The 21,384-nt window shown below is 73.1% G+C and carries 15 protein-coding genes; 11 read left to right on the top strand and 4 right to left on the bottom strand.

Annotation, left to right across the window (positions count from 1 at the left end; genetic code table 11):
• The 6 genes from AB0J08_RS02170 to AB0J08_RS02195 are packed head-to-tail and all read left to right on the top strand — an operon-like array spanning position 1 to position 5,932.
• The gene (locus AB0J08_RS02170; protein ID WP_360625424.1) at positions 1 to 1,341 is read left to right on the top strand and encodes an L-fuconate dehydratase; all 1,341 of its coding nucleotides are present in this window, start codon (positions 1 to 3) and stop codon (positions 1,339 to 1,341) included.
• Positions 1,338 to 2,084 (top strand): SDR family oxidoreductase, encoded by a 747-nt coding sequence (locus tag AB0J08_RS02175; protein WP_360625427.1) that lies wholly within the window; start codon positions 1,338 to 1,340, stop codon positions 2,082 to 2,084. The genes AB0J08_RS02170 and AB0J08_RS02175 overlap by 4 nt, the downstream gene beginning before the upstream one ends.
• 11 nt (positions 2,085 to 2,095) lie before the next feature.
• On the top strand, positions 2,096 to 3,088 hold the full coding sequence (locus AB0J08_RS02180; protein WP_360625430.1) for an aldo/keto reductase: 993 nt from the start codon (positions 2,096 to 2,098) through the stop codon (positions 3,086 to 3,088).
• Positions 3,088 to 3,828, top strand: coding sequence for a (Fe-S)-binding protein (locus tag AB0J08_RS02185; RefSeq protein ID WP_360625433.1), 741 nt, complete (start codon positions 3,088 to 3,090; stop codon positions 3,826 to 3,828). The genes AB0J08_RS02180 and AB0J08_RS02185 overlap by 1 nt, the downstream gene beginning before the upstream one ends.
• Positions 3,825 to 5,297 carry a LutB/LldF family L-lactate oxidation iron-sulfur protein gene (locus tag AB0J08_RS02190; protein WP_360625436.1) on the top strand — a complete coding sequence of 491 codons (1,473 nt, stop codon included), beginning with the start codon at positions 3,825 to 3,827 and terminating at the stop codon, positions 5,295 to 5,297. Before AB0J08_RS02185 ends, AB0J08_RS02190 begins: the two co-directional genes overlap by 4 nt.
• Positions 5,294 to 5,932, top strand: coding sequence for a lactate utilization protein C (locus AB0J08_RS02195; protein WP_360625439.1), 639 nt, complete (start codon positions 5,294 to 5,296; stop codon positions 5,930 to 5,932). Before AB0J08_RS02190 ends, AB0J08_RS02195 begins: the two co-directional genes overlap by 4 nt.
• A 130-nt stretch (positions 5,933 to 6,062) precedes the next feature.
• Here AB0J08_RS02195 and AB0J08_RS02200 read toward each other — a convergent pair whose 3' ends face one another.
• From AB0J08_RS02200 to AB0J08_RS02210, 3 genes are all read right to left on the bottom strand, one after another.
• A complete protein-coding gene (locus AB0J08_RS02200) occupies positions 6,063 to 9,242 on the bottom strand; it encodes a fibronectin type III domain-containing protein (protein ID WP_360625442.1) in 3,180 nt (1,059 codons plus the stop codon).
• A 320-nt stretch (positions 9,243 to 9,562) separates the two neighbouring features.
• Positions 9,563 to 11,266 (bottom strand): DUF885 domain-containing protein, encoded by a 1,704-nt coding sequence (locus tag AB0J08_RS02205; protein ID WP_360625445.1) that lies wholly within the window; start codon positions 11,264 to 11,266, stop codon positions 9,563 to 9,565.
• Between the two features lie 137 nt (positions 11,267 to 11,403).
• On the bottom strand, positions 11,404 to 11,871 hold the full coding sequence (locus AB0J08_RS02210) for an SRPBCC family protein (protein ID WP_360625448.1): 468 nt from the start codon (positions 11,869 to 11,871) through the stop codon (positions 11,404 to 11,406).
• 33 nt (positions 11,872 to 11,904) lie between these two features.
• Here AB0J08_RS02210 and AB0J08_RS02215 point away from each other — a divergent pair, with 33 nt between their 5' ends.
• Both AB0J08_RS02215 and AB0J08_RS02220 read left to right on the top strand, forming a co-directional pair.
• Entirely contained in the window at positions 11,905 to 12,597 is a 693-nt protein-coding gene (locus AB0J08_RS02215) for an XRE family transcriptional regulator (RefSeq protein ID WP_360625451.1), read from the top strand.
• A 388-nt stretch (positions 12,598 to 12,985) separates the two neighbouring features.
• Positions 12,986 to 16,027, top strand: a complete 3,042-nt coding sequence (locus tag AB0J08_RS02220) for a BTAD domain-containing putative transcriptional regulator (RefSeq protein WP_360625454.1) — start codon at positions 12,986 to 12,988, stop codon at positions 16,025 to 16,027.
• Between the two features lie 61 nt (positions 16,028 to 16,088).
• Here the strand turns inward: AB0J08_RS02220 and AB0J08_RS02225 are convergent, their stop codons facing one another.
• The gene (locus AB0J08_RS02225; protein ID WP_360625457.1) at positions 16,089 to 18,089 is read right to left on the bottom strand and encodes a protein kinase; all 2,001 of its coding nucleotides are present in this window, start codon (positions 18,087 to 18,089) and stop codon (positions 16,089 to 16,091) included.
• A 269-nt stretch (positions 18,090 to 18,358) separates the two neighbouring features.
• On the opposite strand from AB0J08_RS02225, the gene AB0J08_RS02230 reads away from it, so the two are divergent.
• From AB0J08_RS02230 to AB0J08_RS02240, 3 genes are all read left to right on the top strand, one after another.
• Positions 18,359 to 19,471: a basic secretory protein-like protein gene (locus AB0J08_RS02230; protein WP_360625460.1), complete on the top strand. Its 1,113-nt coding sequence runs from the start codon at positions 18,359 to 18,361 to the stop codon at positions 19,469 to 19,471.
• Positions 19,472 to 19,572: 101 nt separating this feature from the next.
• On the top strand, positions 19,573 to 20,478 hold the full coding sequence (locus AB0J08_RS02235; protein WP_360625463.1) for a CAP domain-containing protein: 906 nt from the start codon (positions 19,573 to 19,575) through the stop codon (positions 20,476 to 20,478).
• Between the two features lie 120 nt (positions 20,479 to 20,598).
• Positions 20,599 to 21,363, top strand: a complete 765-nt coding sequence (locus AB0J08_RS02240; protein ID WP_360625466.1) for an amino acid ABC transporter ATP-binding protein — start codon at positions 20,599 to 20,601, stop codon at positions 21,361 to 21,363.
• Positions 21,364 to 21,384: the final 21 nt, after the last annotated feature.

The following is a 21,384-nucleotide window of genomic DNA, read 5'->3' on the forward strand; positions in this document are numbered from 1 at the left end:
TTGCCTTCGGTCACCCCGCGGATCTCCGCCGTCGACACGTACGACATCCGGTTCCCCACCTCGCGCGAGCTCGACGGCTCGGACGCTATGAACCCCGACCCGGACTACTCGGCCGCCTACCTGGTGCTGCGCACCGACGCCGGCGACGGATTGGAGGGTCACGGCTTCACCTTCACCATCGGCCGGGGCAACGACGTCCAGGTGGCCGCGATCAACGCACTCCGCCACCACGTGGTCGGACGGTCGGTGGAGGAGCTGTGCGCCGACCCGGGCGAGCTCAGTCGCGACCTGATCGGGGACAGCCAACTGCGCTGGCTCGGCCCGGAGAAGGGCGTGATGCACATGGCCATCGGCGCCGTCGTCAACGCGGTCTGGGACCTCGCCGCCAAGCGCGAGGGCAAGCCCCTGTGGAAGCTGCTCGCCGACGCCGAGCCCGAGTGGCTGGTCTCGCAGGTCGACTTCCGCTACATCACGGACGCGCTCGCCCCCGAGGAGGCGCTGGCCCTACTGAAGGCCGGGCGAAGCGGCTCCGCCGGGCGCGAGGCCCACCTGCGCGAACACGGCTACCCCGCGTACACCACCTCTCCGGGCTGGCTCGGCTACAGCGACGAGAAACTGACCCGACTCGCCGAGCAGGCGGTCGCGGACGGCTTCACCCAGATCAAGCTGAAGGTCGGCGCCGATCTCGCCGACGACGTCCGGCGCTGCCGTGCCGCTCGCGCCGCGGTCGGCCCGGACATCCGGATGGCGATCGACGCCAACCAGCGCTGGAACGTCGCCGAAGCCGTCCAATGGACCAACGCGTTGGCCGAGTTCGACCCGTTCTGGATCGAGGAGCCCACCAGCCCCGACGACATCCTCGGCCACGCCACCATCCGCCGCGCGGTCACGCCGGTGAAGGTCGCCACCGGGGAGCACGTGCAGAACCGCATCGTCTTCAAGCAACTGCTCCAGGCCGGTGCCATCGACATCCTCCAACTGGACTCCGCCCGGGTCGGCGGCGTCAACGAGAACCTCGCCATCCTGCTGCTGGCCGCGAAGTTCGGGGTGCCGGTCTGCCCGCACGCCGGCGGGGTGGGCCTGTGCGAACTGGTCCAGCACCTCTCGATGTTCGACTACCTGGCGCTCTCCGGCACGACCGAGGACCGCGTCATCGAGTACGTCGACCACCTCCACCAGCACTTCACCGACCCGGTGGTCATCCGGTCGGGGCACTACACCGCGCCCACCGCGCCCGGCTTCTCCGCCACCATGCACCCTGAATCCCTCGGCACCTTCCGCTACCCGAACGGCACGTTCTGGGCCGCCGACCTCGCCCAGCGGACGGAGCGTGCGGCATGACCGGCCTGGACGGCCTGACCGCCCTCGTCACCGGCGGCGGTTCGGGCATCGGACGTGCCACCGCCCACCTCCTCGCCGAGCACGGCGCGCGGGTCGCGGTGCTGGATCTGGACCCGGGCGACGGCCCGCTCGGCTTCCGCGCCGACCTCTCCGACGACAGCTCCGTGCGCACGGCCGTCGAGGCCGCGGCCCTGGCGCTCGGCGGTCTCGACATCCTGGTCAACAACGCGGGCATCGGCGCGGTCGGAACCGTCGAGGACAACGACGACGAGCAGTGGCACCGGGTGCTGGACATCAACGTGCTCGGCATCGTCCGCAGCACCCGGGCCGCCCTGCCCCACCTGCGGGCCTCCGCCCACGCCTCCGTGGTCAACACCTGCTCCGTCGCCGCCACCGTCGGCCTGCCGCAGCGCGCGCTGTACTCGGCCAGCAAGGGCGCCGTCCTCTCGCTGACTCTCGCGATGGCCGCCGACCACGTCCGGGAGGGCATCCGCGTCAACTGCGTCAACCCGGGGACCGTGGACACCCCGTGGGTCGGCCGCCTCCTGGACGCGGCCACCGACCCGGCCGCCGAGCGCGCCGCTCTCGCCGCCCGCCAGCCCACCGGACGCCTCGTGACGGCCGAGGAGGTCGCCGCCGCCATCGCCTACCTGGCCTCCCCCGCCGCCGCGTCCGTCACCGCCACGGCCCTGGCCGTCGACGGCGGCATGGCCGAGCTCCGGCTGCGGCCGGCCGGACAGTGAGGAGGCACCCGATGCGGCAGGTCCGGCTCGGCCGTAGCGCCGTCACCTCCACCCGGCTCTCCTTCGGCGGCGCCGCGCTCGGCAACCTCTTCACCGCGGTCGACGACGCCACCGCCACCGCGGCGGTCGACGCCGCCTGGGCGGCGGGTGTCCGCACCTTCGACACCGCGCCGCACTATGGACTGGGCCTGTCCGAGCGGCGGCTCGGACAGGCCCTGCGCGGCCGCCCCCGAGCGGAGTACCAGCTCTCCACCAAGGTCGGCCGGCTGCTGGAACCCGTCGCCGAGCCGGTCGGCGACGACCTCGCCGACGGCTTCGCCGTCCCCGCCACGCAACGACGCCGCTGGGACTTCAGCGCCGACGGGGTACGGCGCGGCCTGGAGCAGAGCCTGCTGCGCCTGGGGGTGGACCACGTCGACACGGTCTACCTCCACGACCCGGACGACCACCTCGACCAGGCCGTCGCCGAGGCGCTCCCGGCACTGCGGCAGTTGCGTGCCGAGGGCGTGGTCGGGGCGATCGGTGCGGGGATGAACCAGTCCGCCGCCCTCACCCGGTTCGTCCGCGAGACGGACGTCGACGTGGTGCTGCTGGCCGGCCGGTACACCCTGCTCGACCGGTCGGCGCTGGCGGATCTGCTGCCGGCCGCAGCGGGGCGGGGTGTCTCGGTGGTGGTCGGCGGGGTGTTCAACTCGGGTGTGCTGGCCGATCCCCGGCCGGGTGCGACCTTCGACTACACGCCCGCCCCACCGGAGTTGGTGGAGCGGGCGTTGCGGATGCAGGAGGTCTGCGCGCGGTACGGTGTGCCTCTGCGGGCTGCCGCCGTCCGGTTCGCGCTCGGCCACCCGGCCGTGGCGAGCGTGCTGGTCGGCGCCCGCAACGCGGACGAGATCACCGACGCCGCGCGGCAGTTCGATCTCCCGATCCCGGACGCTCTCTGGGCGGATCTGAAGGCGTCGGGCCTGCTGTCGGCCGACGTCCCGGTACCGAAGGACGGCCCCTGATGCGCATCGCCCTCTTCATCACCTGCTTCAACGACACGCTCTTCCCCGACACCGGCAAGGCCGTGGTCCGGATCCTGGAGCGGCTCGGCCACACCGTCGAGTTCCCCGAGGCCCAGACCTGCTGCGGGCAGATGCACTTCAACACCGGCTACCGTGCGGACGCGATGCCGCTGGTGGCCGGGTTCGTCCGGACCTTCGGCGAGTACGACGCGGTGGTGACGCCGTCCGCGTCGTGCGCGGGCATGGTCCGGGAGAACCACCCGGTGCTCGCCGGCCGGTACGGTCCCGACCGGCTCCGCCGCGAGGTGGGTGAACTGGTGCCCAAGGTGCACGAGTTCACCGAGTTCCTGACCGACGTCCTGAAGGTGACGGACGTCGGCGCCGCCTTTGCGCACCGCGTCGCCTACCATCCGACCTGCCACTCGCTGCGCGGGCTTCGGCTGGGCGACCGCCCCGGGCGGCTGCTGCGCGCGGTACGCGGCCTGGAGCTGGTCGACCTGGAACGGCCCGACTCCTGCTGCGGCTTCGGCGGCACGTTCGCCGTCAAGAACGCGGCGACTTCCGCCGCCATGCTCGCCGACAAGACGAGCGAGGTCACCGCCACGGGCGCGGACGTGCTCTGCGCGGCGGACAACTCCTGTCTGATGCACATCGGCGGCGGACTCTCCCGCCAGGGCTCGGCGGTACGGACCATGCACCTGGCCGAGATCCTGGCCGCCACGGAAGGCGACGCACGATGAGCGGCAGGATGGACGGCCGCGGCGTGGTGTTCCTCGGCAGCCCGGCGTTCCCCGAGGCCGCCCGCACCGCCCTCGGCGACACCCGGCTGCGGACCAACCTCCGCCGGGTGACCACCACCATCCGCGACAAGCGCCTCCGGGTCACCGGGGAACTGGACGACTGGGAGGCCCTGCGGGCCACCGGCGAGGCGATCAAACGCCGGACGCTACGCCATCTGCCGTTCTATCTTGAGCAGTTGGAGGAGTCCGTCACGCGCGCGGGCGGCGTGGTGCACTGGGCCGCGAACGCCGCCGAGGCGAACCGGATCGTCACCGAGCTGGTCCGGGCCACCGGCGAGCGGGAAGTCGTCAAGATCAAGTCGATGGCGACCCAGGAGATCGGCCTCAACGAGGCCCTCGCCGAAGCCGGCATCGCCGCGTACGAGACCGACCTGGCCGAGCTGATCGTCCAGCTCGCCGACGACCGCCCCTCGCACATCCTCGTCCCGGCGATCCACAAGAACCGCACCCAGATCCGCGATCTCTTCGCCACCGAGATGGCCCGCTGGGGCCGCCCGGCTCCCGAGGGGCTCGCCGACGACCCGGCGGCCCTCGCGGAGGCGGCCCGGCTGCACCTGCGGGAGAAGTTCCTCCGGGCGAAGGTCGCCGTGTCGGGAGCCAACTTCGCCTGCGCGGACACCGGTACCGTCACCGTCGTGGAGTCCGAGGGCAACGGCCGGATGTGCCTGACCCTGCCCGGGACGCTGATCACTGTGATGGGCATCGAGAAGGTCGTGCCGACCTGGCGCGACCTGGAGGTCTTCCTCCAGCTCCTCCCCCGCTCCTCCACCGGCGAGCGGATGAACCCGTACACGTCCACCTGGACCGGTGTGACCCCGGGCGACGGTCCGCACACCTTCCACCTCGTCCTGCTCGACAACGGCCGCAGCGACACCCTGGCCGACACCGTCGGCCGGCAGGTGCTGAACTGCATCCGCTGCTCGGCCTGCCTCAACGTCTGCCCCGTCTACGAGCGCACCGGCGGCCACGCCTACGGCTCCGTCTACCCGGGACCGATCGGCGCGGTCCTGACCCCGCAGCTCGTCGGCGTGGAGCACGCGGCCTCGCTGCCGTTCGCCTCCACGCTCTGCGGGGCCTGCTACGACGCCTGCCCCGTGAAGATCGACATTCCCCAGGTCCTCACCCACCTGCGGGCCGAGGTGGTCGAGGCCAAGCGGGCGGGCAGCCGGCTGCCGAGCCCCGAGTCACTGGCCATGAAGGCCGCCACCGCCGTCCTGATCTCGCCCGCCCGACTGGGGTACGCCCAGCGGGCCGCCGCACTCGGCGGCCGCCTCCTCGCCCGGCGGGGCCGGATCGGACGGCTGCCCGGACCGTTCCGCGGCTGGTCCGACAGCCGGGACACGCCCGCGCCGCCGACCGAGTCGTTCCGCACCTGGTGGCGCAAGAACCGTGAGGGAGAGCAGGAGTGAGCAGCCGTGAGACCGTGCTCGGCCGGATCAGGGCGGCACTGGCGGACGTCCCCGCCACCGAGAACCCCGAGGACGTTCCGGTACCCCGCGACCACCGGCGCAGCCACGCCGACGGCGACCTCGTCGACCTCTTCGCCGAACGGGTCGCCGACTACCGCGCGACCGTGCTGCGGGCGGACGTCTCGCAGGCCGCCGAGGCGATCCGCCGCACCCTCGCCGACCGTGGGGTGACCCGGGCGGTGGTACCGGACGGCTTCCCGAGCGAGTGGCTTCCCGCCGACACCCGGACCTGGCTGCGTGACACCCCGCCCCTGAGCATCACCGACCTCGACGCGGCCGACACGGTGGTGACCACCGCCGCACTCGGCATCGCCGTCACCGGCACCATCGTGCTCGACGCCGGCCCCGGCCAGGGCCGACGCGCCCTGACCCTGCTGCCCGACCACCACCTGTGCGTCGTGCGCGCGGAGCAGATCGTCGGCGACGTCCCCGAAGCCGTCGCCCTGCTCGACCCGACCCGCCCACTGACGTTCGTCTCCGGTCCCTCGGCCACGAGCGACATCGAACTCGACCGGGTCGAAGGAGTCCACGGCCCGCGGGTCCTCGACGTCGTCATCCTGACGGAGACCGCATGAGGGTCGCCCCGCACACCCGCATCCGACCCGGCGGCGTCGAAGCGTACGAGGCCGCCCACCGCGAGGTGTCCGCCGACCCCCGAAGGAGCCGGGGGTCGGCGGACAGCCGGTTCCGTGCCGCTGGGGACCGTCAGGCGCAGGTGACCTTGCCGGCGGTGTCGGCGGTGCAGAGCAGGGTCATCGTGCCGTTGTTGGGATCGCTCGGGTAGGGGCTGGCCGACAGGCGGGTCATGGTCAGCGGGTAGCTGGTGCCCGGGGTCAGCTGGCCGACGGTGAACGAGATCAGCGGGGTGATCGTCTGGTGGCCGGCGGCGATGTCCACCATGTCACAGGTGAGGAGCCGCTGGGTCTGGTCGACGGTGCACGCGGAGGGGTTGGTGCGGCTGGTGAAGCCCTCGGGGTAGCTGAGCCGGTAGCGGACGTTCGTGGCGTCGCTCGTGCCCACGTTGACCATATGGGGCGTCACGTAGAGGGTGCCGCCGTTCGCGGTTCCCTCCGTCTTGGCCACGAAGGGCAGGAGGTTGGTGGACGGGGCGGGGTGCGACAGGGCGGAGGCGGGGCCCTGCCCGCGCTCGTTCACCGCGGTGACCTGCACCCTGGCGTGGTCCGCCTCGATCTGCGCGACGCGGTCGGCCGGGACGGCCAGTGACGTCGCGGTGCCGGGCACCGTCCCCAGGACCGTTTCGGCACCGGCCGGGTCACTGGGATCGTGCACCACGGTCACCACGTACTCCTGGATGGCGCTGCCGCTGTCGGCGGGCGCGGTCCAGCTGACGGTCGAGCCGTCCGCGCTGATCGCGGGGTGCTTGGGGGCGCCCGGGAGGGTCGACCCGTGGTGGACGGCCGCCTGGGCGGTGGCCGTCGGGCAGGTGGGCGTCCCCGCGGTGGTGGCGGTGACCAGGTCGACGTAGTGGCTGGGGCGCGGCTGCGGCGGGCTGTAGAGGCCGTTCTGGTCGACGGTGCCCAGCGAGCCGGGTGCCATGGACCAGGTGACCGCCTGGCCGGGGTCGCATCCTGCCGGCCAGTTCACCGTGTACTGGTGCTGCTGGGCCGCCGCGGTCAGGCTCTCGGAGGGCGGTGCGCTACGTGCGCCCGGGGCGAGGGCCGTGCCGCCGGAGAGGGTCGGCCCGGGGAACGGCCCGGGGGCCGTGTACAGGGTGAAGGAGTTGTTGTACAACTCGCCGCCGGCGGAGATGCTGGCGACCTTGAAGTCGACGACGAAGAACAGCGCGACCTTCAGCGGTGCTTTCACCGTCAGCCATGGATTGGCGGAGGTGTCCGCGCTGATCTCGATGGCGGGCGTGATCTCCAGCCGCGGGCCCACGAGGTTGTAGACGAGGATCTCGAGCGCCACGGGGAAGGCGAAGGTGACCTTGGCCGCCGCGTCCAGCGAGTAGTCGAACTTGGTGACGGGGTCCTTGGTCAGGTCCGTCTTGTGGACCGTCCCGGTGTTGTCACGGCTGATCTTGCCGCCCATCGTCCGCTCGTAGGAGGCGGAGAACGAGAACTTGATCGATCCGTCGATCGAGGTCTCGGTGTACACCGTCAGCGAGGGGCACAGCACGACCGCGTACACCGTCAGGCAGCTCGCCGGCTTGATGGTCAGCAGCGGATCGCGCTTCGTCTCGTGCTTGTAGGCGACGCCCAGTTCGCCTTCGATCGACGCCTTCGCGGTCGCTGTCGCGGTGAAGTCGTAGGTCAAGGTGTAACCGCGGGGATCCACGGTGTAGTAGGTGGGATCGCGTTCGAGACCGGCGGTGGCCGACCAGTCGGTGCTCAGGCTCAGTGCCGCGGTGAGCTTCGCGGTGACCGAGGTGTTGCTGCCCAGCCGCTCCTTCATCTTGGGATCGTTGGTGAGCTTCTCGGCCAGGTCGAGAGTGAAGGTCTTGTTCGCGACCATGCCGGAGCCCTGGGACGCCACCGACGCCTGGATGTCGGGGTTGAGCATCGTGATCCGGTAGCCCTCGGGCCCGGAGGCCAGCCGACTACCGGTGGCGGTGAAGTCCAGGTTCAGGAAGGCCTGCTCCAGCGCGGCCTGGCTGGTGGTGAGGGTCACCACGCCACCGACGGTGCTGATCTTCTCCACCGTGCGCAGCAGCCCGCCGTAGAGCAGCGGGTTGGTGCTCTGCCCTACGACGATGACGTTCTTCACCTTCAGGCCGGTCACCTGGGCGGGCGGGTCGGTGAACACCACGGTGCCGCCGGCGACCTTGGTGACGGCGGCCGCCGAGGCCGCGGACAGCATCACGGTGCCGGGCGCGAGGACCGGGGCGGGCGCGGCCTTGACCACGGCGCTGGTGGCGCCGCGCGCGCCGTCCTGCTGGATGGCGGTGACCGTGATCGCGTACTCGACGCCCGGGGCCAGTGAGGTCAGCGTCGTCTGCTTCGCGGCGGCCGGCACGGTGACCGTGACGGGCGGTCGGCCGGAGGCGGTGGCGTCGACGGTGTAGTGCGTGAGGGTGTTGCCGCCGTCGTCGAGCGGCGCTTCCCAACTCACCTTCAGTGCGGTCGGGTCGGGCTGGCTGCCGTCCGCGCCGACGGGTGGTGGCGCGGCGGTCACGTCCTGCGGGACGCCGGCGGTGTAGGCGGGCCTGGTGAGCACGGTGCCGTTGGAGTTGGCGCCGGTGGTCTGGCTGTCGGATGTGCCGGCCGGGCTGGTCCCGGCGGCGTTGGTCGCGGTGACCGTGACGAAGTAGTACCTGTTGTCGACCAGCCCGGTGACGGCGGCGCTCTGCACGTCGCCGGCCACGTTCACGGTCACGCTGGCACCCGGGCCGTTCGGCGTCGCCGTGACGGTGTAGCCGGTCACGGGCGAGCCGTTGGGGTGGGCGGGGTTCCAGGCGACGAGGAGCCCGCCGTCCCGGCCCAGGAGGGTGGCCAGGGTGGGGGCGAGCGGCGCCCTGGGCGTCTGCGGGCCGCCGATGAAGGCGGGCGACACGCCGGAGACGGTGCCGCCGGCGGTGGTCTCGGTGGCCTTGAACGCGTAGTTGACGTCGTTGGTCAGGCCGCTGATCTCGACCACCGGCGGGTTGGCCGGGGCCGGGTTCCGCACCGTGCCGGTGGCGACCGGCACGCCGGTGGCGTTGCCGTCCGCGTCCAGCGCGTACGCGGACACGTCGACGCGGGCCACCGCTTCCTGGGCGGTGTCCCCGGGAGTGACGGTCACCTGCACCGTGCCGGCGGCGAACGGCTGCACGGAGTCGATCAGCGGCGCCTGCACCCCCTGAGCCGCGGCGCTCGCCCGCACGGGCGACGGAGCCGCCCCGGCCGCCCCCGCCGATCCCGCACCCAGCCCCAGCACGATCGCCACGGCCACCACCGAGCGACCGGATAAGCGCCCGGCCCCGGTCTTCCTGCGATACCACATGCTCACGCCTCTCCACCCGCGGCACACACAGGTCCGCGGGGCGAGGCCCCGGCGGGGCCCCGTCGGATGCTACCGACCGGGAAGCGGAACCAAACCATCCTCAACGTAGTGCAATTGCAGTGGAATTGGCGTCCAGCTGGCGTCCGGTGATCAGCGTATGAAAGACCGTCAGATCGGATCCCGGGGCGCTGTCCCGGAGGGCTCCCCGCCCTGCCAGGACAGCGCGGTCCGGCGGTGCGCGGCTCGTCCCGCGCTGTGGGGACCTACAGCGCCGAGAGGTTGCCGGCCAGATCGTCCAGCCCCAGGGAGCCCTGGGAGAGGGCCTTCATGTGCCAGGCCTTGAGGTCGAAGGAGGCGCCCTGGCGCCGCCGGGCGGCTTCGCGACCCGCCAGCCAGACGCGTTCGCCGAGCTTGTACCCGATGGCCTGGCCCGGCCAGCCCAGGTAGCGGTCGATCTGGCCGCTCCGCTCCTCGGCCGAGGCGCCGTGGTAGGTGGCCATGAACTCCGTGGCCAGGGCCGGGGTCCAGCGCTCGCCGGGATGGAAGCCGCAGTCGGCGGGGATGGCGAGCCGCAGGTGCATCCCGATGTCGATGATCACCCGGATGGTCCGCAGCATCTGCGCGTCCAGGAAGCCCATGCGGCGGCCGGGTTCGGCGAAGAACCCCAGGTCGTCCATGAGCCGCTCGGCGTACAGGGCCCAACCCTCGATGTTGGCGCTGACGATGCCCAGCGTGGCCTGGTAGCGGCTCAGCCGGTCGGCCACCGCGACCCACTGGGCGAGCTGCAGGTGGTGGCCCGGCACGCCCTCGTGGTACCAGGTGCTGACGAGCTGCCAGGTCGGGAAGGAATCCCGGCCGAGGGTGGGCAGGTAGGTCCGGCCCGGGCGGCTGAAGTCGAGGCTGGGGCCCGAGTAGTAGGGCCCTCCGACGCTGCCCGCGGGCGCGATCAGGGACTCGACCTTGCGTATCGGGCCGGTGATGTCGAAGTGGCGGCCGTCGAGGGCGTCGATCGCCCCGTCCATGAGCTGCTGCAGCCAGTCGCGGATGCCCTCCTCGCCCTTGACCGCGTGGCCGTGCCGCTCCAGGTGGTGCATGGCCTCCAGCGGAGTCGAGCCGGGCAGGATGCCGGCGGCCGCGGCCCGCATGTCGGCGAGCGTGCGGTGGAACTCGCTCCAGGCCCAGTCGTACGCCTCCTCCAGGTCGAGGTCGGCGCCGGTGTTGTAGCGGGCGGCACGCAGGTAGCGCTCGGGACCGACGGCGTCCGGCGTGCCGGCGGCGGCGGGGGCGTAGGTGTCCCGCATCCAGTCCCGGAACTCCGCGACCGCGGCGGTGGCCCGCAGGGCGGCGGCGTCCAGTTCGGCGCGGAGTGGTTCGGGACCGCCCGCGACGAAGCCGGCGAACCAGCCGGCGCCGGCGCCCGCCTGCGGTCCGGCCGCCCGTTCGGCCGTTCCTCCGGTCCAGGCGGTGAGCTGGCCGATGACCACCTCCACCTGACGCGGGGCGGCGAGCAGGTCCCGGGCGATCCCCTCGGTGAGGGTGGCCCGGTAACCGTCCAGCGCGCCGGGGAGGTTGCGCAGTCGCCCGGCCACGGCCGCCCAGTCCTCGTCGGTGGCGGTGGGCATGAAGGTGAAGATGTCCCGGACCTGGTGGACGTGGGCGCCGATCGCCCGCAGCTGACGGTAGTTGTCACCGGCGTCCTGGACGGCGAGTTCGGCGGTGAGTCGCTCCCGCAGCAGCCTGGCGCAGGCCAGCTCGGCGGGATCGGCCGTCACCGGGGCGGCGTCGAGTGCGGCGAGGGTACGGCGTGCTATCTCGGCGTGGGCCTCGAAGCCCTCCGGCGAGAGGTCCGGCTGCCGGTCGTCGCCGGGGTGCAGGCCCAGCCACGCGGATTCCAGCGGGTCGTGCGCCGCGACCTGGTCGAGGTGGCTGTCGGCGATGGCGCGCGGGGTGATCTGTTCATCTGGCATGCCAGCATCATGACGCACTGTCATCCCGGGCGGTCAGGAGCGGTCACTCGGGCCGTCTCGACGGCCGCCCCCGTATGCGAGCTCGCTCGCCGGCGCGAGCGCGGCGGAACCCGGTGCGCCGGCCGGCAGCAGCGCTCTCAGCGGTGGGCTTGCGCCGCCCTGCTCGCGAGTGTGTCGACGGCTTGCCGGAACTGGCGCCGCCAGCGCGCGGCGATCATCGGCTTCGTCAGGCCGATGACCGTGCCGTCGAACACCTCGGTATTGCCGATTCGGGTTCCCCCTCCGACCCGCGCGGTGAAGGTCCACAGATGGCAGGAGCGCACCCCGTTGACATCGCCGGACCAGGAGACGCGGTGAGCGGACTCGGCGATGGCGACGGTCACGTGGTCGGTCGTGGTTCCGGCGGGAAAGCCGAGGCGGAGCGTCTGGTCGAAGGTCGCACCCGCCACGAATCCCGGCGGTCCGGTCCATTCGGTGCGCTGGTGCAACGGCGACCAGGACGGCCAGCTGCCCAGGTCGCTCCAGAGCGCCCAGATGTCCTGCGGGTCGGCGGCGCTGTCGGCTGTCGCGGTGACGACGAGCGTCTTCCAACCGGGCGCGGCCACCCCGACCCCCTCCAGACAGAACCGGACGTCCGGATGAGTGGCTGGGTTCTGGCTCGTCATGCTCGGCCCCCTCGGATACATTATCTCGGAAGTCAGATACAACATCCTGGTCGCGGAGGCAGTGCGGTGTCAACAGATCCGGCAGAGGCGGTCAGTGCCACGTTGGCGGCGAATCTGCGGGCGGGAAGAAGAGAGCGCGGCTGGCGCCTGGAAGACCTCGCCTCTCGCAGCGGAGTCAGCCGCGGCATGCTCCAGCAGATCGAAACCGGGCAGACCAATCCCAGCATCGCGACGGTCGCCCGCATCTGCGCCACCCTGGGGATCTCCATCGGACAGCTCGTCGAACCGCCCGACGATCTCGGCCACGTGACGACCGCCGCCGACATCGACGTCCGGCGGGCCGGACGTGCCAGCGAGGCGAGGCTGCTCATCAACGACGGCCAGGCGCCGTTCGTCGAACTGTGGGACTTCGTCATCGCGCCGAACGACGAGATCGGCTCGCACGCCCATCCCCCCGGCACTCGCGAGTTGATCCACCTGCATCAGGGAGAACTCGAAGTCGAGGTCGGCGGAGCCTCGTTCCACGTCCCGGAAGGCGGGTCGATACGCATCCGGGGCGACCGGGCCCACGTCTACCGGAACCCGACCGCTCAGCCGGTCCGGCTCACCATGACCGTGGTCTACCTCGGCAACCAGGACCCGCGCTACGCCCGGCCCGCCCTCTGACGCGGTCCTCGTTCCGGGGGATCCCCGAGCCGGAACCGGGCCCGCCGGCCGCCACCGGGGGACCAACGGCCCCTCCCCCGCGCAGCGGCACAGCGCGAGCACGCCCCGGCAGACCGACCCGCCGATCAGCTGACCATCCGGATCCGGCCCGAGCTGCTGAAGGGCCGCGTACCGCCCCCCTCGGCACCACATCGGCCGGAACGGGCGGGGACGCACCGGCCGGTGGCATGACCGCAGCGCAACGCCGGGTCTGTTCAGCCGGACACCCCGTCATCTCCCATCGGCGTACCACGCGTCGCCGAACCCTGCCGAACGTGGTCTGAGCAGGGGGAATGTCGATCGGTATCATGCCGATGGGGACATGTCATCGGGTGGAGGGGGAAGTCGGTTGGCAGGCGAGGACGGCACATCGGGCGGACTGCGGTTCGCGGTGCTCGGGCCGGTACGGGGGTGGCAGGGCGAGGTCGAGCTGTCGCTCGGGTCGCCGCAGCAGCAGAGCCTGCTGCTCGCCCTGCTGTTCCGGTCGGGCCGGCACGTCTCGGGGGCTCAGCTGATCGACGACCTGTGGGGCGACGAGCCGCCCGCCAGGGCCACCGGGGTCGTCCGGACGTACGTGCACCGGCTGCGGCGGGTGCTCGGGGCGGAGGCGCTGACCTCGGTCGGCGGCGGGTACCTGCTCGCAGTCGGGGGCGGCCTCGACACCGCGCGGTGCGAGTCGCTGCTGACCGAGGCCCGGGCCCGGCGCGCGAACGGGCACCACTTCGAGGCCGCCGCCACGCTGCGGACGGCGCTGGCGCTGTGGCGCGGCGAGCCGATGTCCGGGCTGCCCGGCCCCTACGCGCAGCGCCAGCGCCGGGAGTGGGACGAACGGCGGCTCACCGTCACGGAGTTGTGCCTGGAGGCGGAGGTCGACAGCGGCCGGTCGACCGAGTCGGTCGCCGAGCTGAGCGCGGTCGTCGAGGAACACCCGCTGCGCGAGCGGCTCTCGGAGCTGCTGATGCTCGCACTCTTCCGCTCCGGCCGGCAGGCCGAGGCGCTCGCGGTGTACCGGGCGGCCGACCGCCGGCTCCGCACCGAACTGGGCGTGGGCGCCGGGTCGGGGTTGCGCGACCTGCACGCCCGGATCCTCGCGGCGGACGAGACCCTGGCGGCGCCGGCGGGGCGGACGGCCCTTCTCCCACCCCCGGCGCCGACCGGCCCGCCGGCCGCCGGGCCGGACCCGGTGTCCACTCTCGTCCCGGCCCAACTCCCCGCCAGCACTGCTGACTTCACCGGTCGACAGGCGGAGGCCGAGGTGCTGCGCGCCGCCCTGCGGGAGCCGGGCAGCGTACCCGTGGCGGCCGTCGCCGGCATGGGCGGGGTCGGCAAGACCGCGCTCGCCGTCCACGTCGCGCACAGCCTCGCCGCCGAGTTCCCGGACGGCCAGCTCTACCTCGATCTGCACGGCGCGGACGGCCGCCCGACCCGCCCCGAGGAGGCGCTGGCGGTCTTCCTGCGCTCCTTCGGCGTCGTCGGGGAGGCGATCCCGGCGGGTCTCGCCGAACGGTCGGCCCGCTACCGCTCGCTGCTCTCCGGCCGCCGTGTCCTCGTGCTGCTCGACAACGCGCGCGACGCCGAGCAGATCCGGCCGCTGCTGCCGGGCAGTGCGGGCTGCTCCGTCCTGGTCACCAGCCGGACCCGGCTCGGGGCGCTGCCCAACGCCCGCTTCACCGAACTGGCGGTCCTCCCGGCCGAGGAGGCGGTCACCCTGCTGACCCGGGTGGTCGGCGCCGAGCGGGTGGCGGCCGAGCAGGAGCCGGCCCGCGAACTCGTCCGGCTCTGCGGCCAACTACCGCTGGCGGTGCGGATCCTGGCCGCCCGGCTGGCCTGCCGCCCGGGCTGGACCATCGCCCGGCTGTTGGCGAAACTCACCTGCGACCGGTACCGGCTGGACGCACTGCGCAGCGGGGACCTCGCCGTCGAGTCCTCCTTCCGGTTCGGCTACGACCAGCTGGACCCCGAACAGGCCCGCGCCTTCCGGCTGCTGGCCGTCCCGGAGGTGCCCGACCTGTCGCCGGCGGCGGTCGCCGCCGTGCTGGACCTGCCCGAACCGGCCGCCGTGGAGCTCGCCGAGTGCCTGGTGGACTGCTCGATGCTGGAGATCGCGGCGCACCCCGACCACTACCGCTACCACGACCTGCTGCGGGCCTTCGCCCAGCGGGTCGGCCAGGACCACGGCCAGCACGGCGGCCAGGACAGCGGCCAGGACTTCAACCAGGACGGCGGCAGCCGGAACGGCGGCGGCCCGCCGGCGGGCGCCGACGAGGCGGCGGGCGCCGTGGCCCGGCTCGCGGACCACTACCACGCGCGGGTGTCGGCCGCGCTCGGGACGTCGGCGGCACGGTCCGCACTCGCCGTCGGGGAGTACCTGGCCGTCGGTGCGCTGGTGAGCCAGTGCGCCAAGCTCCCGGGCCGCCCCGCCGGCACCCCCGGGGCCCTCGACCGGCTCGCCGAACTGCTGCTGGGCTGCTGCCTGCTGGCCGACTCCGGCCATGCCACCCGGCCGCTCGGCCACGCCGCCAACGCCCTGTTGCGCGCCGCCCTGAACGAGCGCGATCGGACGGCGGAGGCCCGGGCCCGCCTGGTGCTCGGCCGGCTGCTGACCGAGGTCGGCTCCGCGCCCTCGGCGCTCGCCGAGCTGCTCCGGGCCCGGGACCTGTGCACCACGCACGGGCTGTCGCAGCCGCTGCTCGCGCTCGCGCACGGCTCACTGGCCGCCTGCTTCGTCCAGATCGACCGCCCCGACGAGGCGGTGACCGGGTTCTCGGCCGCCGTCTCGGTCTGGGAGCGGGTCGGCGACCGGCGCGCGCTGGCCGCCGAACTTCTCAACCTGGCGGGGGCGTTCACCCGGCAGGGTCGGTTCGACGCGGCGAACCGGGTGGTCGACCAGTCGTTGCTGGTCAGCCATCAACTGGCCGACCGTGAGCTGGAGTCACGCGCCCGGGACTCGCTCGGGACGATCGCCCACGACCGCGGCGAGCACGACCAGGCGGTCGCCCACCAGCGGGCCGCGCTCGCCCTGACCGAGCCGTCCGACCACCGCCGGACCGGCCGCATCCTGCTGCGGCTCGGCGAGTCGCTGCGCGCGGCCGGACGCGCTGCGGAGGCGGTCGAGGCGGCGGGCCGCGCGCTCGAGGCGCTGACCCTGGACGGCGACCACCGGGGCCGCGGTCTGGCCCTCGCCGCGCTGGGCGACGCCCTCGCGGACCGCCGCTTCGGCGGCCCGGGCCCGGCCGGAGACCTGTCCCGGGCCCGCTCGTACTGGGCGGAGGCGCACGGCATCCTGGCCGCGATCGGCTCGCCCGAGGCCGAGCGCCTGCTGCCCCTGCTCGGCGACGACCACCCCGCCGGCCCGGCCCGGCAGCGCTGGCCCTCCTGGCTCCCGGCCTGAGCTGACGCCGCCCCCCCCGGTCACGGGGCCGGGGGGCGGTCACGGGACCGGGGGGCGGCGGTCAGGCGGCGGTGACCGTCCAGATCTGGCCGGGCGAGCCGTCGCAGGGCCGGACGGCGGCGGGCACCGAGGAGCCCACCGCGGACAGGCAGCGTGACGAGTCCTTGGCAATGATGATCATGTAGCCCCCGGCCACCGGCAGCATCGACCAGATCTGGTTCGAGCTGTAGGGCGGTGAGTGCCACAGCTGCGCGCGGGAGGTCGTCTCCTCCAGGGTCAGCACCCGCGCGCCCTGGGTGGCGCCGTTGGCCAGGTAGTACCCGCCGCCCTGGTTCGGGCCCAGCGTCCAGAGGGCGGCGGGGCCACCGTCGTCGCGGGCCATGACGACGGGGTTGCCGTCCTGGTCGAGGGCCCCCTGGTCGTACAGGACGGACCCGCCGTTGCTCAGCCGCGCGCGCGGCGGCAGCGGGCCGACGGGCTGCGTCGGCGGCTTGATGGGCGGAGTGCTGTAGTTCGGCGGAGGGGTGTAGACGGGCGGGGGAGCCCCCGTGTAGGCCGGGGCGGGCGACAGCGAGGGCGGCGGTGTCGTGCGGTAGGCCGGCGGCGGGGGAGCCGCCGTGTAGGCGGGTGCGGGGGCCGGGTCGCCGGGCGACGACGGGGCCGCCCCGGTCGGTGCGGGCGGCGCACCGGTCGACGGTCGCGTGGCGTCGTTCGATGCGCCGCCCCGGGCGCCGGGGGTGTCCGGCGCCCCGCCGCCGGGCGTGGCCGCAGGTCCGCTTCCCACCACCGGTCCCGGCCCCACCGGAACCACCGGCGCGCCCGGCGTGGGCGGTGCGGGCGACCCCGAGGCCGTGGCGGCGCCGGGCGAGGACGGCGCGCCCGACTCGGAGGCCTGGCCGGCGGTGGCGGAGAGCGGGACGGCCAGGCCGGGCACGGGTTTCGGCGCCTCGCCGTCGGCCGACCCGCCGTCAGCGGCGGCGCCGTCCCCGTGGAGGCGCAGCGCGGTGGCCGCACCGGCGGTGATCACGCAGCAGAGCAGGACGGCCCCCGCCGCGATCAGGGTCCGTCGGCGGCGGCCGCCGAGGGCCGCCCGCCACCGGCCGGCGGGGCGGGGCGTGACGGGGGTCGCCCCGGTGACGACCGCCGGGCGCGCCGCGGCCGCGACCACCGCACGCCCCACGGTGCCCACCGCCGGTCCCTCGACCGGTTCCCCGTCGAGGGCCGCCCGGGTGGCGGCCGCCATGGCGGCGGCGTCCGGCCAGCGCTCGGCCGGGTCCTTCGCCATCGCCCGTTCGACCAGGGCCCGGACCGGCGCCGGGACGTCCGCCGGCAGCGGTGGCGCGGGCTCGGTCAGGTGCTTGAGGATCACCTCCAGCGCGCTCTGCCCGTGGAACGGCAGCCGCCCCGAGAGGCACTCGTAGAGGACGACGCCGAGCGCGTACAGGTCGGCCGAGGCGCCGACGGTGCCGGTGGAGGCCTGCTCCGGCGCCTGGTACGCGGCGGTGCCGAGCACCATCCCGGGCACGGTGAGCCGGGTGTCGCAGCCGGGACGGGCGATGCCGAAGTCGGCGATGACCACGCGTTCCTCGCGGACCATCAGGTTGGCCGGCTTGATGTCCCGGTGGACGACGCCGGCCCCGTGCGCCGCCTGGAGCGCCGCCAGCACCTGGAGGGCCATTCCGAGCGTCTCCTCGGTGGTGAGCAGTCCTCGCCGTTCCAGGATCTTGCTCAGTGGCTCGCCGTCGATCAGCTCCATGACCAGGTACGCGATGGGGCGGCCGGTGTTCCCCCAGGCCGTGGTCCAGGACTGGCCGCCGTCCGTGCGGCCGGAGCCGAAGTCGTGCACGCCGACGATGCCGGGGTGCCGCAGCCGGGCCATCACCCGGGCCTCCTCGTGGAAGCGCTCCGCGAAGCCGGGTTCGTCCAGCAGCGCGGGCTTCAGGACCTTGACGGCCACACGGCGGCCGAGCACCTCGTCCTCGGCGAGCCAGACATCGCCCATCGAGCCACCGCCGAGCCACTCGTCCAGCCGATAGCGGTCCCCGAGCGTGGTCCCACGCATGATCCTCCCCGACCCCGTTCGTCCTCGCGCCCGCCGCCATGGGCCCGGGCCGGGCCCTCGGTGGCATCCACGACCCTCTCACCTGCGAATAAACGCTGACTTGCCGACGACCGCCACCAGCGCCCGGACAGCCGACCGCCCGTCGACGCCCTCGTCACCGCCCTCGTCAACGCCCTTGTTGACGACCCGTCGACGCCCTGTACACCGCCGCCCGGTGACATGTGCCGCAGGCCGGTTCAAGGGGAGCCGCCCGAGAGGAGAACTCCGAGATGATCACCCGTCGGACGGCTGCCGCCGCCGTCCTGTCCGCCGCGACCGTCGTGTCCGGGCTGACCTTCGGCGCCGGGACCGCGAACGCGGCCGAGCCGCTGCCGTCCAGCGGCACCGACTACCGGATCTCCAGCCATGCGGGCGGCGCCCTCCAGTGGGACAGCCGGAACGCCGGCTCCAACGTGGTGGTCCGCGACTGGAACGAGTCCTCCGCCCAGCAGGTCTGGTCGGTCAAGGACGAGGGCAACGGCGCCTGGTCGGTCAAGGTGCCCGGCACCAACAACGCGGTCGACCGCGACCGGGCCAGGAACACCGTCGGCGCCTGGAACTACGTCGGCGCGGACAACCAGAAGTGGTGGCTGGAGAACACCTCGATGGGCAACGGCCGGGCCTGGCTGCTGCACAGCGTCTCGGACACCAACCTCTGCCTGGCCCGCGGCGCGGACCTGAACGCCAAGGTCACCTCCTGCGACGCCGGGGACCCGGCGCAGTCCTGGAACCTCGACCGCGCCACCGGCACCACCCCGCCGACCACCGACCGCCCGACCATCGACCTGGACTACTCGCAGGCCCCGGACCTCGGCCCGTGGCTGGAGCAGCAGAAGCAGACCGTCGCGGGCTACTACCCGACGATCTCCAACCTGCTCACCAAGGGGGCCTTCGCCGCCCCCGCCTACTTCAAGATCATCTTCGATCCGACGCTCAAGGACTACCCCGCCTACGCCACGGTCCGCAACGGCGTGAAGGAGGTCCACGTCAACATCGACTACACCCGGGGCAACCGGAACGACACCGGCTTCCTGGTGCACGAGGCCGTGCACGTCGCGGTCTGGGACAACCCGACCTCCCGCCCGGGCTGGCTGAGCGAGGGCCTGGCGGACTGGGTGCGCAACTACAACTTCCAGCCGGGCACCGGCGCCCAGCACTTCGGCCCGGGCACCAACTACGACAGCGGCTACCAGGCGACCGCCCGGTTCGTCGACCACGTCTCGAAGACCTACGGCAAGCCCGACCTGGCGCACCTGCTGAACACCACGAACTACAGCGACCAGATCTGGGTCCAGCTCACCGGCAAGAGCGCCCAGCAGCTGTGGAACGAGATGCCCAAGTAAGCCGCACCCCACCGACGGCCCGGCCTCCCCGGGCGGCGCCGGCCGCAGGCGCAGCCGCGCCGACGCCCACCGCCCACCCACCCACCCACAGGAGAAACCCCGTGTCCCACCCCTCCACCCGCAACCTCCGCCGCCGACCCCGCACCCGGTCGGCGGGGCTGGCGCTCGCCGCCTCCGCGCTTTCCGTGAGCGGCCTCACGCTGATCGCCGCGCCGGCGAACGCCGCGACGACGACCGTGGTCGAGCAGATGATCACGATCCAGGACCACCAGAACCACCACGCGCTGGCCAGCTCCGACGGCGAGGGCTCCCGGATCGTCGCCCGCAACTACCGGGACGCCTCCACCTCGTTCTGGATCTCCAACAAGCCGGGCGGCCGGGTCGACTTCGCCCGCAACGTCAACGGCACCGAGCGCGTCCTGGAGATGGACACCAACGACGGCCGGTCCACCCAGTTCATCCACTGGTGGGCGGGCGACAACCAGCAGTGGACCCTGGAGTCCGCCGCCGAGGGCGGCAGCTACCTCCACAACGCCCGCGACAACCGCTGCCTGACGTACCACGGCCTCGACCGGGAGGTCACCGTCGAGAACTGTGACGGCAGCATGTCCCAGCGGTTCGACCTGAGCGGGCCGGGTACGGGCACGGGCACCTCCGTCGAGCAGCGCTTCCTCGATCGGCTCAACGCCGTCCGCGCCCAGAACGGCAGGTCGGCGGTGCGGCTCAACCAGACGCTCGCCCAGGCCGCCAAGTGCAACGCCGACCAGATGGACCAGCGCCGCGTCTCGGGCCACTTCTGCGACTCGGGGAGCATCGCGAGTGGCCTCGGCTACACCTCCAGGGCGTTCGGCGAGATCGCCTTCTACGGACCCACCGACATAGACGCCGCCGTCGACGGCTGGATCAGGTCGCCCCTCCACCTGAACATCATGCTCGGCGACTACACCGAGGTCGGTCTGGCCCGGACGGGCACCGCCTCCTGGAACGCCGACTTCGGCGCCCGCTGACCGCCGGGACCGCCCTGCCACCCAGGCGGGGCGGTCCGCCGCCGCCTGTCCCGGCCCCCTGCTCCCGGCATGCGGCCCCCGTGCGGAGGACGGACGATGGGGCCGACGAGCGGAGAGACAATGACCCGGGAGATCCCCACCGCAGCCGCGGGCGACCTGGTCGTGCTGAGCAAGGTCAACAAGTACTTCGGCAAGCTCCACGTCCTCCAGGACATCGACCTGACCATCGCCCGCGGCGAGGTCGTCGTCGTCATCGGGCCCTCCGGCGGCGGGAAGTCCACCCTGTGCCGCGCCATCAACCGCCTGGAGACCATCGACTCCGGCGAGATCGCCATCGACGGCAGGCCGCTGCCCGACGAGGGCCGCGAGCTGGCCGCACTGCGGGCCGACGTCGGCATGGTCTTCCAGTCCTTCAACCTCTTCGCCCACAAGACCGTGCTGCAGAACGTGACGCTCGGCCAGGTCAAGGTCCGCGGGAAGGACAAGAAGGCCGCCGAGGAGCGGGCCCGCAGGCTGCTCGACCGGGTCGGTGTCGCCTCCCAGGCGGAGAAGTACCCCGCGCAGCTCTCCGGCGGCCAGCAGCAGCGCGTCGCGATCGCCAGAGCGCTGGCCATGGACCCGAAGATCATGCTCTTCGACGAGCCGACCTCCGCGCTCGACCCCGAGATGATCAACGAGGTGCTGGAGGTGATGCAGCAGCTCGCCCGGGACGGAATGACCATGGTCGTGGTCACCCACGAGATGGGATTCGCCCGTTCGGCCGCCAATCGCGTGGTGTTCATGGCGGATGGCCGGATCGTGGAGGAGACGACACCCGAACAGTTCTTCAGCCACCCGAGCAGCGAGCGGGCCAAGGACTTCCTCGCGAAGATCCTTCACCACTGACGAACCCGGGATCCTTGAGCG

The organism is Kitasatospora sp. NPDC050463, from assembly GCF_040655255.1.
Classification (GTDB): Bacteria; Actinomycetota; Actinomycetes; order Streptomycetales; family Streptomycetaceae; genus Kitasatospora.